The sequence below is a fragment of the Sphingosinicella sp. genome, assembly GCF_052387495.1.
Lineage (GTDB): Bacteria > Pseudomonadota > Alphaproteobacteria > Sphingomonadales > Sphingomonadaceae > Allosphingosinicella.
Genome location: NZ_JBQTJC010000089.1, coordinates 1 through 13,880, shown reverse-complemented (window position 1 = coordinate 13,880; position 13,880 = coordinate 1). Strand labels below are relative to the sequence as shown.

The following is a 13,880-nucleotide window of genomic DNA, read 5'->3' as shown; positions in this document are numbered from 1 at the left end:
GGCACCAATGTCGGCGCGGCGACGCCGGTTCAGATCGGCGGCACCCCCGCGCCAGCTCCCAAGGATAAAGGCGGGCAGGGCAACGAGCAGGCGCCCGCGTCCGGCACCGCGCTCGACGCCAAGGCGGTAAACGACGCCGTCGCCTTCATTCGCTCGCTCGCCGAGCTGCGTGGCCGCAATGCCGATTGGGCGGAGCAGGCGGTGCGCCGCGCCGCCAGCCTGTCGGCCACTGCGGCGCTGGAGCAGGGTGCGATCGAGATCGTCGCGCGCGACATGGACGAGCTGATGACGCGACTCGACGGGCGCACCGTCACCGCCGCCGGGGCGGAGCGCACCTTGCGCACGCAGGGGCTGGCGCTCGTCCGGATCGAGCCCAACTGGCGGACCCGTTTCCTCGCGACCATCACCAACCCCAATGTCGCGCTCATCCTGATGATGATCGGCGTCTACGGCCTGTTTTTCGAGTTCATGAACCCCGGCGCGCTCTTTCCCGGGACGATCGGCGCGATCTGCCTGCTCATCGCCCTTTACGCGCTGGCCGCGCTGCCGGTGAACTTCGCCGGCGCTGCGCTGATCTTGCTCGGCCTGGCGCTGATGACGGCGGAGGCCTTCGCGCCCTCCTTCGGCATATTGGGGATCGGCGGCATTGTCGCCTTCCTGCTCGGCGGCACGATTCTCGTCGACACTGATATTCCCGAATTCCGGATCAGCTGGCCGACGGTCGCGGCGCTCGCCGTCGTCAGCGCTCTCGCCCTGGCCGCGATCGCCCGCCTGGCGTTCGACGCTCGCCGGCGCAGGATCGTCAGCGGCGTCGAGGAAATGATCGGCGCCCGCGGCACCGTGATCGACTGGAACCAGGGGCGCGGCCACGCCTTCGTCCATAGCGAGCGGTGGCGCGCTGTCGGCCCGCAGCGGCTGACCAAGGGCGCCCCGGTCCGGGTGACGCGAGTCGAAGGGCTGGCCCTCACGGTCGAGCCCGTCGAAGAAGGAGGAGGATGAGATGAAAATACTGGAAAATTACGGCTTCTACGCCCCGCTGATCCTCTTTCTCCTCATCTTCCTCGCCGCGGCGATCAAGATCCTGCGCGAATATGAGCGCGGCGTCGTGTTCACGCTCGGCCGCTTCACCGGGGTGAAGGGGCCCGGTCTCATCATCCTCATCCCGTTCGTCCAGCAGATGGTGCGGACCGACCTGCGCACGCTCGTCCTCGATGTGCCGACCCAGGACGTGATCAGCCGTGACAATGTCTCGGTGCGGGTCAATGCGGTGATCTATTTCCGGGTGATCGACCCGGAGAAGGCGAATATCCAGGTCGAGGATTATATGGGCGCGACGAGCCAGCTAGCGCAGACGACGCTGCGTTCGGTGCTCGGCAAGCACGAGCTCGATGAGATGCTGGCCGAGCGCGACAAGCTCAACGCCGACATCCAGGAGATCCTCGACAGCCAGACCGACGCCTGGGGCATCAAGGTCGCCAATGTCGAGATCAAGCATGTCGATCTCAACGAGGTGATGGTCCGCGCGATCGCCCGCCAGGCCGAGGCGGAGCGCGAGCGGCGCGCCAAGGTGATCAACGCCGAAGGCGAGGAGCAGGCCGCGCAGAAGCTGCTCGAGGCCGCGCGCATTCTTGCGCAAGCGCCCGAAGCGATGCAGCTTCGCTATCTATCCAGCCTGAACGTCATCGCCAACGAGCGCAGCAACACCATCGTCTTCCCCTTCCCGATGGCGCTCAGGGAATGGCTGGACGCCGCCGCGCATAAGGATGAGGGAAGCTAGAGCGCGTCAGGCCGGCTGGCTGACCGCCTCCAGCAGGGCTTCGAACAGCCGCCGCCCGTCGCTATTGCCGTGGGCGGCTTCCACGGCCCGTTCCGGGTGGGGCATCAGGCCCATGACGTTGCCCGCGTCGTTGAGGATGCCGGCGATGCCGCGGGCCGAGCCGTTGACCGCGTCGGCATAGCGCAGCGCCACCCGGCCCTCGCCCTCCAGCCGATCGAGCGTCTCGGCGTCGGCCTGGTAATTGCCGTCGTGGTGGGCGACGGGCAGCGCGATCCGCTCGCCCGCCTCGTAGCCGCCGGTGAAGGCCGACTGGCTGTTCTCGACCACCAGCGGCACGTCGCGGCAGACGAAGGAGATGCCGGCATTGCGCATCAGCGCGCCGGGCAGCAGGTGCGATTCGGTCAGCACCTGGAAGCCGTTGCAGACCCCGAGCACGAAAACGCCGCGCTCGGCCGCCTCGCGCACCGCCCGCATCACCGGCGATTGCGCCGCCATCGCCCCGGCGCGGAGATAATCGCCATAGGAGAAGCCGCCGGGGATCGCGATCAGGTCGAGCCCGTCCGGCAGCTCGCTCTCCCGGTGCCAGACCATCGCCGGGGCGCGGCCCGAGACCAGCTTCAGCGCCTCGGCCATGTCCCGGTCGCAATTGGAGCCGGGAAAGACGATCACGGCGCTCCTCAAGCGGCGCTCTCCGCCCGCTCGATCCGGAAATTCTCGATCACCGTGTTGGCGAGGAGCTTTCGGCACATCTCCTCCACCTCCGCCTCGCCGACGCCCGGGTCGAGATCGAGCTCGATCAGCTTGCCGGCGCGCACGTCGTTGACGCCGGAAAAGCCCAGCCCTTCGAGCGCGTGGTGGATGGCTTTGCCCTGGGGGTCGAGGACCCCGTTCTTCAGCGTGACATAGACACGGGTCTTCATGGCCGCCCTATGGCTATTCGCCGCGAGCGCCGCAAGGGCTGGTTTCCGGCCGCTTGCGCTCCGATTTGATGGGCATGAGCGAGATCGCCCTTTCATCCTCGGCCGCCGCGCGCGTCGCCGCGATCGCCGAGCGGCAGGCGAAGCCGGCGATCCTGCGGCTGTCGGTGGACGGCGGCGGCTGCGCCGGCTTCCAATACCGCTTCGGCCTCGCCGACGAAGTGGCGCAGGACGATGTTACCGCCGTCGCGGACGGCGTGACGCTCGTCGTCGATCCGGTCTCGCTCGATCTGGTGCGCGGCTCGACCGTCGACTTCGTCGAGAGCCTCGGCGGCGCGTCTTTCCAGGTGACCAACCCGAACGCCCAGTCCGGCTGCGGCTGCGGGACCAGCTTCTCGATCTAGCGCCAGAAGGGCCTGAGCAGGCCGGCGAGCATCGCCCCGCGCACGAACAGATAATCCGTCAGCTCACCTTCGGGCACCGCGCCCATGCTGCTCTTCTCGCCATTGTCGCCCGCGCCCAGGCTCAGCATCTCGACGCCGCGCTCGGCCGCTTTCATGTAGGTCCAATAACCGGTCAGATAGCCGGGGCTGTGACGGGCGAAGCGCGCGTCGTAGCTGGTCGCGATGCAATGGCGCGTCCGGCCGCAATCGAGGCCGAAGCTGAACGCCACCGACGCGCCGCCGATCGAGAGGATGCCGACGCTCAGCATTTCCGCCAGCACGGGGTCGGCGATTGTCGCCGCCCAGCCCGCGAGCAGCGTGGGATCGAGGAATTTGCGGTCGGCGTCCTTCTGGTTGCCCGCCCAGGCCTTGCGCTCGATTTCCGCCAGCTCGTCGAGCACTGCGCCGCTCCATGCTGCCCCGCTGACGAAGCGGAAATCGAGGCTGCCCAGCCGCGCGAGCTTCTTCTCGTGCTTCCTGAGATTGCGCAGGGTCGAGGGCTTCGGCCAGTCACCGCCGGCGATGTCGAGTGCGTAGGACGTGCCCGCGCGGCGCGAGAGCGCGCGATAGCCGGCGCGCCGCGCCGCGCGGATCAGCACGGCCGCATCGCCTTCCCGCGCGGGGCCCAGCCGCCAGAGCCGGCCCAAGGTGCGGCGCGCCACCGGAGTGTCGAGCGCGGCGGTCAGCTCTTCCTCGTTCGCGTTGGCCGCGAGCGGCATGAAACGGAACGGCCAATAGGGGCCCGCGATCGCCTTGATACCCAGAATGGCGGGCCCGACCCGCACCAGCGGCAGCGCGCCGATCGCCTCGCCGCCGGGCCGGGTCGCGATCAGCGTGCGCGCGCCTTGGTTTCCGCCGTCGGCATACCAGGGACGACGGAGGAAGGCGTGCCGCGCCGCCACCGCGATCGCGTCGATCGTCGCCGGGAAGCCCTGCTCGACCGAAGCGAGCACCGCAGTGGCGAATTCGATCGGCATGGCTTCAACGCCTTCCGGTCAGCGCTTTGGCCGCCGCGACCAATTTGTCGAACGCGGTCAGCGCATAAGCGGAGAGAAGGTTCGCCGCGTTCGGCCGCAGCAGCAGCAGATCGACGCAGTCGAGCCCGTCGGTCGCGAACAGCCTCTTGTGCTGCCCGTCGCCCTCGGTGAAATCGAACAGGCGGAAGGCGCGTTCCGCCATCAGCTCGCGCATCGCCTCGAGCTGCAGCACAATGCCGGGCGATAGCTCCGCATAATCGGGATCGTAGCCGAGATAAGCGTAGAGCAAGGTCCCGCCCTCGGCGGGCGCCCAGAGATAGCTGACCGGCTCGCCCTTCAGGTAGAGCAGCCAGCCGCGTGCACGGCCCTTGCGGGCGAGCGCGCGCATGTCGGCGACCGCTTCCGCGCCCTCGGGCAGACCGCAATCGAGCAGCCGCTCCTGATAGCTGCGGGCGGAAACGCGCCGCGCGGCCTCATAGAACTCGCCGATCTCCGCTTCGCTCCGGTAAGAGCGCAGGTCGATGGCGCCGCCGGAAGCCTCGGCGAACTTGCGCAGCTTGCGCCGGCAGGTCGAGCGGCTTTTCGACGAAAAGCCCGCGAGATAGGTTTCGAAATCCTGGTCGAGCCGGGCATAGCTGCGCCGGTAAAGCTGGCGCACGAACGACTTGAGGCCGGCATGGCGCGCGGCCAGCGTGTCGATCCGGCCGGCGGGCAAGGCGTTGACCAGATAGCCCTGTTCGCCCTCGCCAAGCGTTGGCAGCGCCGGCAGGCCGCCGCCGAGCGCCTCTTCGAGCGAGAGCCCGCGCCGCACAAGCCGCCGGCGCAGTGTGAAGAGCGTGCGCGTCCCGATGCGAAGCGGCAGGGCGACATCAGAGGCCGGCATGGACGACCAGTTCCTCGAACGCCGCCAGCGGCGGCAGCGCGACCAGCGCGGCGCCGACCAACGGCTTTTCGTAGAGCGCCGCGCCGACAGCCTGCTCGGCCATGCGCCGCGCGGTGCGCAGACGGCGGGGCGGCAGCGGCTCGCCCGGCTCGGCGGGCGGCGCGGCGGTCAGCGCGTCGAAGCGCATGGTCGGCATAGTCGCCTCGTTTGCCGCGAGGAAGCGGCACAGCCAGTCGAAGCGGCCCCGCACCAATTTGTTGACCCGTTTGCCGTCACGCGTGGCGAGCTCGAAGCTATGGCTGACGATGGTCGTGGTCGGGTGGCCGTGGTGCGCCGCATGGCTCAGCGCCGCCTTCATTTCCTGGCGAGAGAGCGCGCAGAGCTGGAACGGGCGCAGGCCGCCGTCGGCTCGGCGGATCTGGCTGACCGGGATTTCGGTGACCCCTTCGCACGGCGCCGGGTCGATCAGCGCCGGATCGAGCGGCAGCGCGCTCGGCCAGGGATGGTCGGCGCCGTTATGGCTGCTATCCCAGGCGAAGCCGAGGTCGCGCAGCGGGCGCAGCGTGTCCGCGTCGGCGGCATAGCTGCCCGAGCGGAAGGCGACCGGCGCGGGCGCCCCCGCCGCCATCAGCAGTCCGCGCGCCTGCTCGATCAGCTCGCGCTGCGCGGCCGCATCGAACTTGGTCAGCTCGAAACGCGCGTCGTCGCGATTGCCTTGGGCAAGATCGTGCCAGAAGCTGTGCAGGTGCAGCTGCACCTCCTGGCCCGCGTCGAGGATCGGCTCGATCATCCGGCGGACCGGCTCGAGCCCGTAGACGAGCGCCGGCATCGGATCGACGAAGAAGCAGGCCGAAAGGCCGTGCTCGGCGAGCCGTTTAAGCTGGTAGGAAATGCCGACGCCCGCCGGCTCCACGCTGCGCACGAAATTCTCGCACCAGCCGCCCCCGGCTGCGAAATGCCGCCAGGTCAGCTCGGTGTCGACGGTGAGAAGGACGCGGGTCGCCATGCGCGCGTCATACGCGCGCGAGGTAAAGGCCCGCTAAACGGGTTTTCTCGGCGGCGGACAATGCTATCGCGGGACCCATGAAGATCGTCAGCTACAATCTGAACGGCATCCGCGCCCGGCTCCCCAGGCTCCTCGAATATCTCGACGAGCAAAAGCCCGATGCGCTCTGTCTGCAAGAGATCAAGTGCGACGACGACGCCTTCCCGATCATGGACATCCGCGCCGCCGGCTATGACGGCGTCTGGCATGGGCAGAAGGGCTTTAACGGCGTCGCCATCCTTGCCCCGGCCGCCAGCCCGGTGACGCTCCGCCGTCAGGGCCTGCCCGGCGATCCCGACGACACCCACAGTCGCTATATCGAGGCCGAGGTCGGCGATGTCGTCGTCGCCTCTATCTACCTTCCCAACGGCAATCCGGTCGGCACCGAGAAATTCGCCTACAAGCTCGCCTGGCTCGATCGCCTGCGCGCCCATGCCGCCGAGCTGCTCGCCGAGGAACGACCGGCCGTCCTCGCCGGCGACTGGAACGTGATCCCGACCGACGATCCCGATGACGTCTTCTCCGCCAAGGCGATGGCCTCGGACGCGCTGATGCAGCCCGAGAGCCGCCAGGGCCTCCGCCGCATCCTCAACCTCGGCTATACCGACGCGATCCGCGCCCGCTATCCCGAAGGCGCCGTCTACACCTTCTGGGACTATACCGCCGGCTGCTGGCAGCGCGACGCTGGCTTCCGCATCGACCACCTGCTGCTCTCCGCTTTGGCCGCCGACCGCCTGCTCGATGCGGGCGTCGACAAGGACTATCGCGGCCGCGAGAAGGCCAGCGATCACGCCCCGACCTGGGTGACGCTCGAGGACTGACCGTCAAGGCCAAGTCATTGCGTTCGATGGCCTTCCGGCATAGACTTGCCGTGCAGTGCGCGCGGGAGAGGCTCTATGTTGAGACTGACGTTGGCGGTGGCGACGGTCGCCGGATCGCTGGTGGCGATGAGCGCAACGGGCGTGGCCCAGATGAGCCAGGCGAGTTCGCGTGAACATGAGGGGCGCCGCATCTGCCGGAGCACGCAGGAAACCGGCAAGCTCGCTTCGCGCCGGCGCGTCTGCCTGACCAGGGCCGAGTGGGACCGCGCCGCCGAAGAAGGCCGCAAGTCGGGTCAGCGCTGGATGGAGACCGCGGCCTGCGGCGGCATGGGCCAGACCGGTCGCTGCACCGGGGAGTAGCAACTCACCACGCCCGCTCACGCGAAAAGCCAGCGGCGAACTCTTTTAGATAGGTGGCGCGCGGTGGGACTTGCGTTCCCCACGATGCGTTCGGTCGGCCTGGGGGCCGTACCCGTGCCACGGAGCAAGATTCACCGCGTCACGCGCGCCGGCACCTCCATAACATGGCCGGGGCGAGTCGAGAACCGCCCGTCTGACGTATCCGCCCGCCGGGCGGCTCGCTTCGCCGCCCGTCGTACTCAGCAGCGGATCGAGCGGCCCGGCGCGCCTTGCGCGTCGGTGCCGACCAGCTCGGTCGCGCTCACCGAGGTGATCTGCATCGTCGCCGCCCCGCCGGGGCCGGTGGCGACCAGGGTGTTGCCCTCGAGCCGCCAATTGCCCTGGCCGCCATTAGGCGCGCGGAAGGTGCCGTCGGCGAAGAGCTCGGTCGGGTTGGAGCAGTCGCCGTCGTCGCCCCAGGAGCCGATCAGCAGCGCCGCGTTGATCGGACCGCCGCCGGCCGCCGGGTCCTTGCCGCCGCTCGCGCCGCCGCCCTGGAGCTGCTGGAGCGAGCGGCTCGAAGTGACGCCGGCATCCGCCGCCTGCGCCTGGTTGCCGGTCGCCGGCGCCGCGGCATTGCCGGCCTGATTGGCGCTCTGATTGTCCTCGCCGCCGCCGAAATTGACGTCGACATAGCCGCACGAGGCGAGCCCGAGCGCCGCCAGCGCGGCCAGGTTGCGCAGTCTCATCGCAGGATCCGCCCCTTTCCAAGTCCGCGCCGAGCATAACAAGCCCGCGGGCCAAGCGAAAGCCGGGCGGAACGGCCCGCTTGGGCGGGCGTTGGCGGCGCGAGGAGAAAGGAAATGAGATGCAGGGCGCTCGTCCTGACGCTCGCTCCGCTGGCGCTCGCCGGCTGCGACATCACCTACACGTCCGAATCCGACAACGGCGCAATCGAGGCGCGCGGCAACCGCGTCGAAGGCAAGCTCGACGCCGAGTTCAACATGGGCGGGGTCCGCGCCGATTTCGGTGACGGACGGAGCGAGGTCTCGGTCGGCGGCGCCACGATCAACGCCGCCGAGGGCGATGTCCGCGCCGATTTCCGCACCGGCGACAATCGCGCCATCTCGATCACCGCCAACGGCCAGTAGGGCCGTCCTACAAGGGCTTCTCGTAAATCCGGTAGGTGCGGTTGCGCCGCGCCTGGATCGCGTCGGCGATCGACAGCATCGGCGCATTGTCCTCGAGGATCCACCCCACCTCGGCGCGGGTGATGCCGTAACGGCCGTTCCCCGCGCGACGGATATATTCGATCATCATGAAGGCGAGCTGGCTCGCCAGCCGGGTCGCGTGGAGCTTCGACAGCACGCCCATCAGCGGCACCCGGCCCCCTTTGGGCCGCATCCGCTTCAGCCGCCACAACAGCTTCGCCCAGCCGAACGGGAAGAGCTCGCCCTTCAACTCCATCAGGAACTCGTTCACATCCGGCAGCGACATCATGAATGCGACGGGCTCGAACCAATGGCCGGGTTCGAGCCCGTCGTCATATTCGGCGACAAGGATCATGTCCTCGAGAACGATCGGCTTCAGCTTCTTCCCGGCATAGGCGATCTCGCTGTCGGTGAGCGGGATGAAGCCCCAATTCTCCGCCCAGGCCTCGTTGAGGATCGAGAGGAGCAAAGCCGCCTCCGCGTCGAACCGGCTCTTGTCGATCTTGCGGATGCGGATGCGCGAATTCTTCTCGCCCGACGCCACGATCCGCTCGACGATCGGAGGGAAGGGCCGGTCGGAGGGGACGTCGTAAGTGTAGAGGTCCTTGGCCTTGGCGTAGCCCGCCCCCTCGATCCAGCCCCGATACTCGGCCTTGTTGTGCCCCATCATCACCATCGGCGGATGGTCGTGCCCTTCGATCAGCAGCCCCGGTTCGTCCCAGATGCCGAGCGAGAAGGGGCCCATCGCATTGGTCATGCCCTTGGCCTTGAGCCAGTCCTCCGCCGCGCCGAGCAGTGCCCGCGCCGTCTCCTCGTCCGCCGCCTCGAACATCCCCCACTGGCCGAGCCCCGGCGCCATATGCTCGAGCACGAGCTGGTCCACCTGCGCTGAGATCCGCCCCACTGCCTTGCCATCACGCTCGGCGAGAAAGAATGCCGCCTCGGCATGCTCGAACCAGGGATTCTTCCCCGGCGTGATCAGCCCCCGCACCTCGTCCTTCAGCGGCGGCACCCAATTGGGATCGCCTGCATTCAGCCGATAGGCGAGCTCGACGAATTCCTTCCGCTCGGCCTTCGAGACAACGCGGCGCACGGTGACGGTCATGGCGTCTGCCTACCCGTTCGCCCCGAGCGAAGTCGAGGGGCGTTGTCCCTCATCCGCTAGAGCCTTCGTATCCGCGGCTCCGCGCGCGGCGGCTTCACCACCAGCTCGGTCAGCGCCCAGACCATCGCGTCAGCCCGGTCCGGGCTCTCCCCCGGCCCGCGATAGCCGTCCACCGTCATCCCGCACAGCTGGTCCTCCAGCTCGGGGAAATGCCCGGCGAAGCCCGCCTGACCGGCCTCGAAGCGCGCGACGATCGGCTCGGCCCGCGCGCTCTTGCCCCGGCTGGCGCTGACCAGCTTGACCGGCAGCTCCGGCGCGACGCTCGTCAGCGTGCTCCCCACCATGTCGCCGCCATTGTTCTTCTCCGCCACGATCCGGTCGGCGCGCCAGATTTCCGCCGCCGCCGCGACCTTGCGCGCCCAGCCGTTCGGCGAGGCGCCGGCGACGCTGTGATCGCCCAGCACCCAGGCGCGCCCGTCCGCGTCCAGCCCGCAGGCGACGATCCCGCAGGTCCCGCCCGCCGAGGCCGGCGGATCCACCCCGATCACCACGCGCCGCATCTCTCCCGCCAGGCGCGGGCCCGTCCGCAACTGTTCGATCATCTCCCTCTCCCACAAGGCGTTGTCGACGTCGTCGAACAGCACGCCGTCCAGCTCCTGCCGGCCGAGCCGCGTGCCGCCATAATCGGCGATCATCGCCGTCACGAAATCCTCGGGCAGATGGGGATTGTCCGCCGTCCGCCCGCGCGTCGTCGCCGTGTCCGCCGCCGCCGCTATCCGCTTCAGCGCCGCCACCGGCGCCGGCGTCGTCGTCACCAGCGCGCGCGGCTTCTCGCCCAGCCGCAGCCCCAGCCGCAAGTTCGTCCAGGCCTCCGCCGGATGCTGCCATTTCGCCAGCTCGTCGCACCAGGCGAAATCGTGCTGCGGCCCGCGCAGCATCGCCGGGTGCGCGCCCGAATAGGCCTGCGCCACCGCGCCGGAGGGGAACAGGAATTCGCCCTTGCTCGGCCGCCAGACCGGCGTCTCGTCGCTGCGCGCGCAGGCGAGCAGCCCGCTCTCGCCCTCCACCATCACCCGCGCCACCTCGTCCAGGCTCGCCGCGACCAGCGCGATCCGGGCGCGCGGGTTCTCGCGCGCCCGCGCCCACACCCATTCCGCGCCGGCCCGGGTCTTGCCGAAGCCGCGCCCCGCCATGATCAGCCACACGCGCCAGGGGCCGCCGGGTGCGCATTGCCCGCCATGGGCGTGCCACCACCATTCCTCGCGGATCGCGCGCACCGCCGGCCGCGGCAGCCGCGCGATCAGCCGCCGCCGCGCGAACGGCGACAGCTTCTTGAGCCGGCGCAGCAACCGCCGCGCCGCGTCGCGCCCCACTTATTCCTCCCCGAGAGCCTTATCCTCCCCCGGATTTCCGGGGGAGGGGGACCACTCAACGGGTGGTGGAGGGGCCTCTTCTCGCCGGGCCTCGTCATCCGCCGGCGCCTCGTCCTCCTCCGCCTCGATCACCGGTCCCGATGCCTCGAAGGCATCCAGCTCCTTCTCCAGCGCCGCCATTGCCTCGTCGAAGCTCCAGCGCGAGCGCGCGTCGCCAGTGCGCGGCGCCCGCCGCCCGACCGCGCCCGCCCCGCGATTATATTCGCGCAGCAGCTGCATCGTCCGCTCGAAGCTCTGCGCCTCGGCGGCCGGGTCCGGCTTGGGATCGATCGCATAGCGAAGCTGCGCCGCGCGCTGCTGGCCCAGCGCCTCGGCCTCGAGCAGCCGGTAGCCGATCTCGAGCCCCGCCTGGAATCCCTCGGCGAAGGCGCTGTCATTGGCGAGCGCGCGATAGACGGCGCTGACGCCTACGCCCGCCGCGCGCGCCGCCGCCGCCAGATTGCAGCTCCCGGCGAAGTGATCGAGAAAGGCCTGCTTGCGGTCGCGGTCGAACTCCACCGGCCGCTTGCGCTTGCGCATCAGCCGCCGCCCGGCATGGCCGCGCACGATCGTCTTGCCCTCGGCAGCCGCGCCCGCCGCCGACCAGGCGGCGATCTCCCGCGCCTTCGCCTCGGCCCAGCCGCGCGCGAAGTCGGGACAATTCCGCCGCCGGTAATAAGCGGTCGAAACCGCGATCCCCGCCGCCGCCGCGGCCCCCGCCACCGTCTCGCCTTGCTCGATCGCCGCGAGAAACGCCGCAATCTCGTCCCCGTCCAGCGCGCGCGTCACCCCCCGCCGCCAGGCGCGCCCGCGCCCCGACCGTATCGCCATCCCGCTCGTCCCATGAAAAAAGCCGGCGCGAAGCCCGCACCGGCCTGATTGTCTTGCATCCCGGCGCAGGCCGGGACCCGGTCTCACTTCCCGGCCTGCCCTGAGGAAAACTCAGCGACTCGGGAACCAGCTACACTTCCGCAGCATGGGAGGAAAGTACCATATCAGCGTCACGCTGTCAAGAGAAAAGTGCCAGATAGGATGTTAGCTGAAAGTGACGCGCTCCGCATCTCCATTCACTGGCCGTTCATCCCGGTGTGCCACAAACGTAGCAGCCTCAAATCGGGAGAGTGACGATGCGGAACAAGCTGGGCCTGGGCGCGGCGGTGCTGGTGATGGTGGCGGGGATCGTGGCGGCGCCGTTGCCGGCGACGGCGGATCCGGGCGACGATTCCGGCCTCGGCGCGGAAATTGACCGGCAGCTGCGCGCCGACGGGCCCTGGTTCACGCCCGACGAGCAGGCGGTGATCGCCGAGGCCTGCGGCTATGCCCCCGGCGAGTGGGACGGCTTTGAGCTCAACATGAACAACGACACCCTGATCTGCACCAACGGCCGCCGCGCCGACAGCCCCGAGGTGCGCCGCGTGCTGCGCGCCGCCGCGCCCCGGATCGAAGCGCGGGTCGAGCGGGTGATGGCGAGCGCGGAGGTCCAGGGCCGCATCGCGCGCATCGCCGAGCGCGCCACCGCCGCCGCCATGCGCGCCGTCGAGCTCGGCATGGCCGATTTCGATCCCGAGCTCGACATCGATCTGGATCTCGATCCCGAGGACGACTGAACGGAATCGCGCGCGGGCCGGCGCCCTATTTCGCGCCGGAGGTTTGCGCCAATATCCCTTCCGCGTGGCTGGCGGGATCGACGCTGCCGCTCTGGAACTGCCGGTTGCAGACGCCGTCGATGACGTTCACGGCGTTGGTGCCGGGCCGGGCATCGGCCATCGGCGACGGCCCGCTTTCGTCGAGCAGCCGGTCGTCCGCGTAGATGGCGGAGCCTTCCGAGGCCCAGCGGCGCGGCGTGCATTCGGCGCGCATCCGCGATCGCATGATGTTGGCGCTGCCCCTCTGCGGGCGGAAGCGCACCTCCATTGCGAAGCGGACCGTGTCGCCCTGCCGCGCGATCGTCTCGAGGTCGACGAAGGCGACCGAGGCGCCGACCGTCTGCCCGGGCTCCCCGGCATCGTCGATCGCCACCACCCGCCAGTCCGCCGCCTGCGCGGCGGACGAAGCGAACAACGCCACGGAAGCGAAAAGAATCAGTCGGCGCATAGGCTTGCCCTCCCCGCGCGGAGACTGCCCGCGGAGTCCGCGCCATGCAAGCGCGGCGCGTCCGCGTTGCGAGACGGCAAGGCGGTTCCTACCTGAGCCCGAGGCTGTCCTCGCGGCGCATTGGGTTTTTCGGTGAAGCAGGTCTCGTCCAGGCTCGTGCAGGTGTCGGCGTTGCTGACCCTGCTGCTTGCCGCCCTGCCCGCCAACCGGGCCTCCGCGGCCGGCCTGCGGGGCGAGCGCTCGCCCCCGGCCTGGCTGCTGCAGCTCGATGCAGGGCCCGGCGCGGCCATCGTCGAACGCCACGCGCCGGGCGACGCCGGCTGCGAGCGCGACGGCGACTCTCTCGGCGACGGCGATGCAGCCGCTCTTTCGGCGCCGCGTGGCTTCCCGCCTTCGCCCGGCCGCGCCCGGCCGCCGCTTTTGTCGTCCGCCGCCGCGCCTCGGGCTGCGTGGCATGCTTTCCGCGCCAGGGCTCCGCCCGCTTCGTGATCCGCGCCGCCGGCCGGCGGCTCGTCCCTCACATTGTCCAGCGTCGCCGCGTCTCCCACGGGGGTCGCGGGCACGCTCATGGAGCCTGTCATGACCAATATCGGAACCGCACCCGGTCCGCGCGCGCCCGCTCGCGCGGGAAGCGATGTCCCCTCGACGGAGCAGAGGATGACCGACCTGCTTCGGCGTCATCCACAAATCGAGGAGGAAGAGCGGCTCGAGCTGATTGCCTTCCTCAAGCGAGGCCATCCGGACGAGCTCGCCCGGGCCGTCTACGAGCACGATCTCGAGGCCCGGGCGGTCGCCTTCAAGAAGGCCAATCCGGCGCATTTCGCCACCGGCTTTCGCGCCTGGCTGCCCTGGCTCG

The 13,880-nt window shown here is 69.7% G+C and carries 19 protein-coding genes; 9 read left to right on the top strand and 10 right to left on the bottom strand.

Annotation, left to right across the window (positions count from 1 at the left end; all coding sequences use genetic code 11):
• Window positions 1-999, top strand: a 999-nt coding sequence (locus ACT4N8_RS04985) for an NfeD family protein (protein WP_444857030.1), incomplete at its 5' end; no start/stop codon positions are given.
• Between the two features lies 1 nt (window position 1,000).
• Window positions 1,001-1,777 carry a slipin family protein gene (locus ACT4N8_RS04980; RefSeq protein ID WP_444857029.1) on the top strand — a complete coding sequence of 259 codons (777 nt, stop codon included), beginning with the start codon at window positions 1,001-1,003 and terminating at the stop codon, window positions 1,775-1,777.
• Between the two features lie 6 nt (window positions 1,778-1,783).
• On the opposite strand, the gene purQ is transcribed toward ACT4N8_RS04980, so the two are convergent.
• Both purQ and purS read right to left on the bottom strand, forming a co-directional pair.
• Window positions 1,784-2,458, bottom strand: a complete 675-nt coding sequence (purQ, locus tag ACT4N8_RS04975) for a phosphoribosylformylglycinamidine synthase subunit PurQ (RefSeq protein ID WP_444857028.1) — start codon at window positions 2,456-2,458, stop codon at window positions 1,784-1,786.
• Window positions 2,455-2,697, bottom strand: a complete 243-nt coding sequence (purS, locus tag ACT4N8_RS04970; RefSeq protein ID WP_444857027.1) for a phosphoribosylformylglycinamidine synthase subunit PurS — start codon at window positions 2,695-2,697, stop codon at window positions 2,455-2,457. Before purS ends, purQ begins: the two co-directional genes overlap by 4 nt.
• Before the next feature lie 74 nt (window positions 2,698-2,771).
• Here purS and erpA point away from each other — a divergent pair, with 74 nt between their 5' ends.
• Window positions 2,772-3,098, top strand: coding sequence for an iron-sulfur cluster insertion protein ErpA (gene erpA, locus ACT4N8_RS04965; protein ID WP_444857026.1), 327 nt, complete (start codon window positions 2,772-2,774; stop codon window positions 3,096-3,098).
• On the opposite strand, the gene ACT4N8_RS04960 is transcribed toward erpA, so the two are convergent.
• From ACT4N8_RS04960 to ACT4N8_RS04950, 3 genes are read right to left on the bottom strand one after another with little or no spacing between them, the layout of a single operon-like run.
• Complete coding sequence (locus ACT4N8_RS04960) at window positions 3,095-4,114, bottom strand: GNAT family N-acetyltransferase (RefSeq protein WP_444857025.1); 1,020 nt, start codon at window positions 4,112-4,114, stop codon at window positions 3,095-3,097. The two genes, erpA and ACT4N8_RS04960, sit on opposite strands and share 4 nt — an antisense overlap.
• A gap of 4 nt (window positions 4,115-4,118) precedes the next feature.
• A complete protein-coding gene (locus ACT4N8_RS04955; protein WP_444857024.1) occupies window positions 4,119-4,997 on the bottom strand; it encodes a GNAT family N-acetyltransferase in 879 nt (292 codons plus the stop codon).
• Complete coding sequence (locus tag ACT4N8_RS04950) at window positions 4,984-6,003, bottom strand: polysaccharide deacetylase (protein WP_444857023.1); 1,020 nt, start codon at window positions 6,001-6,003, stop codon at window positions 4,984-4,986. The genes ACT4N8_RS04955 and ACT4N8_RS04950 overlap by 14 nt, the downstream gene beginning before the upstream one ends.
• Before the next feature lie 77 nt (window positions 6,004-6,080).
• On the opposite strand from ACT4N8_RS04950, the gene xth reads away from it, so the two are divergent.
• Both xth and ACT4N8_RS04940 read left to right on the top strand, forming a co-directional pair.
• Window positions 6,081-6,863: an exodeoxyribonuclease III gene (gene xth / locus ACT4N8_RS04945; protein WP_444857022.1), complete on the top strand. Its 783-nt coding sequence runs from the start codon at window positions 6,081-6,083 to the stop codon at window positions 6,861-6,863.
• Window positions 6,864-6,938: 75 nt separating this feature from the next.
• Window positions 6,939-7,223 carry a hypothetical protein gene (locus ACT4N8_RS04940; protein WP_444857021.1) on the top strand — a complete coding sequence of 95 codons (285 nt, stop codon included), beginning with the start codon at window positions 6,939-6,941 and terminating at the stop codon, window positions 7,221-7,223.
• Between the two features lie 239 nt (window positions 7,224-7,462).
• Here ACT4N8_RS04940 and ACT4N8_RS04935 read toward each other — a convergent pair whose 3' ends face one another.
• On the bottom strand, window positions 7,463-7,951 hold the full coding sequence (locus tag ACT4N8_RS04935; protein ID WP_444857020.1) for a hypothetical protein: 489 nt from the start codon (window positions 7,949-7,951) through the stop codon (window positions 7,463-7,465).
• A 114-nt stretch (window positions 7,952-8,065) separates the two neighbouring features.
• Here ACT4N8_RS04935 and ACT4N8_RS04930 point away from each other — a divergent pair, with 114 nt between their 5' ends.
• A complete protein-coding gene (locus ACT4N8_RS04930; protein WP_444857019.1) occupies window positions 8,066-8,353 on the top strand; it encodes a hypothetical protein in 288 nt (95 codons plus the stop codon).
• 7 nt (window positions 8,354-8,360) lie between these two features.
• On the opposite strand, the gene ACT4N8_RS04925 is transcribed toward ACT4N8_RS04930, so the two are convergent.
• The 3 genes from ACT4N8_RS04925 to ACT4N8_RS04915 are packed head-to-tail and all read right to left on the bottom strand — an operon-like array spanning window position 8,361 to window position 11,761.
• A complete protein-coding gene (locus ACT4N8_RS04925; protein ID WP_444857018.1) occupies window positions 8,361-9,518 on the bottom strand; it encodes an N-acetyltransferase in 1,158 nt (385 codons plus the stop codon).
• A gap of 56 nt (window positions 9,519-9,574) precedes the next feature.
• The gene (locus ACT4N8_RS04920; protein WP_444857017.1) at window positions 9,575-10,891 is read right to left on the bottom strand and encodes a DNA-packaging protein; all 1,317 of its coding nucleotides are present in this window, start codon (window positions 10,889-10,891) and stop codon (window positions 9,575-9,577) included.
• A complete protein-coding gene (locus ACT4N8_RS04915; RefSeq protein WP_444857016.1) occupies window positions 10,892-11,761 on the bottom strand; it encodes a hypothetical protein in 870 nt (289 codons plus the stop codon).
• Window positions 11,762-12,057: 296 nt separating this feature from the next.
• Here ACT4N8_RS04915 and ACT4N8_RS04910 point away from each other — a divergent pair, with 296 nt between their 5' ends.
• Window positions 12,058-12,537 carry a hypothetical protein gene (locus ACT4N8_RS04910; protein WP_444857015.1) on the top strand — a complete coding sequence of 160 codons (480 nt, stop codon included), beginning with the start codon at window positions 12,058-12,060 and terminating at the stop codon, window positions 12,535-12,537.
• A gap of 25 nt (window positions 12,538-12,562) precedes the next feature.
• Here the strand turns inward: ACT4N8_RS04910 and ACT4N8_RS04905 are convergent, their stop codons facing one another.
• On the bottom strand, window positions 12,563-13,024 hold the full coding sequence (locus ACT4N8_RS04905; RefSeq protein ID WP_444857014.1) for a hypothetical protein: 462 nt from the start codon (window positions 13,022-13,024) through the stop codon (window positions 12,563-12,565).
• Between the two features lie 132 nt (window positions 13,025-13,156).
• Between ACT4N8_RS04905 and ACT4N8_RS04900 the strand changes: the two genes are divergently transcribed.
• A complete protein-coding gene (locus tag ACT4N8_RS04900) occupies window positions 13,157-13,513 on the top strand; it encodes a hypothetical protein (RefSeq protein ID WP_444857013.1) in 357 nt (118 codons plus the stop codon).
• A gap of 168 nt (window positions 13,514-13,681) precedes the next feature.
• The coding region (locus tag ACT4N8_RS04895) for a hypothetical protein (RefSeq protein ID WP_444857012.1) at window positions 13,682-13,880 on the top strand (199 nt) is incomplete at its 3' end.

Excerpts from the sequence above, each read along its gene's own strand:
- ACT4N8_RS04980 (WP_444857029.1), top strand. The coding sequence starts at position 1,001 with ATGAAAATACTGGAAAATTACGGCTTCTACGCCCCGCTGATCCTCTTT.
- purS (WP_444857027.1), bottom strand. The coding sequence starts at position 2,697 with ATGAAGACCCGTGTCTATGTCACGCTGAAGAACGGGGTCCTCGACCCC.
- erpA (WP_444857026.1), top strand. The coding sequence starts at position 2,772 with ATGAGCGAGATCGCCCTTTCATCCTCGGCCGCCGCGCGCGTCGCCGCG.
- ACT4N8_RS04960 (WP_444857025.1), bottom strand. The coding sequence starts at position 4,114 with ATGCCGATCGAATTCGCCACTGCGGTGCTCGCTTCGGTCGAGCAGGGC.
- ACT4N8_RS04955 (WP_444857024.1), bottom strand. The coding sequence starts at position 4,997 with ATGCCGGCCTCTGATGTCGCCCTGCCGCTTCGCATCGGGACGCGCACG.
- ACT4N8_RS04950 (WP_444857023.1), bottom strand. The coding sequence starts at position 6,003 with ATGGCGACCCGCGTCCTTCTCACCGTCGACACCGAGCTGACCTGGCGG.
- xth (WP_444857022.1), top strand. The coding sequence starts at position 6,081 with ATGAAGATCGTCAGCTACAATCTGAACGGCATCCGCGCCCGGCTCCCC.
- ACT4N8_RS04940 (WP_444857021.1), top strand. The coding sequence starts at position 6,939 with ATGTTGAGACTGACGTTGGCGGTGGCGACGGTCGCCGGATCGCTGGTG.
- ACT4N8_RS04935 (WP_444857020.1), bottom strand. The coding sequence starts at position 7,951 with ATGAGACTGCGCAACCTGGCCGCGCTGGCGGCGCTCGGGCTCGCCTCG.
- ACT4N8_RS04930 (WP_444857019.1), top strand. The coding sequence starts at position 8,066 with ATGAGATGCAGGGCGCTCGTCCTGACGCTCGCTCCGCTGGCGCTCGCC.
- ACT4N8_RS04925 (WP_444857018.1), bottom strand. The coding sequence starts at position 9,518 with ATGACCGTCACCGTGCGCCGCGTTGTCTCGAAGGCCGAGCGGAAGGAA.
- ACT4N8_RS04915 (WP_444857016.1), bottom strand. The coding sequence starts at position 11,761 with ATGGCGATACGGTCGGGGCGCGGGCGCGCCTGGCGGCGGGGGGTGACG.
- ACT4N8_RS04910 (WP_444857015.1), top strand. The coding sequence starts at position 12,058 with ATGCGGAACAAGCTGGGCCTGGGCGCGGCGGTGCTGGTGATGGTGGCG.
- ACT4N8_RS04905 (WP_444857014.1), bottom strand. The coding sequence starts at position 13,024 with ATGCGCCGACTGATTCTTTTCGCTTCCGTGGCGTTGTTCGCTTCGTCC.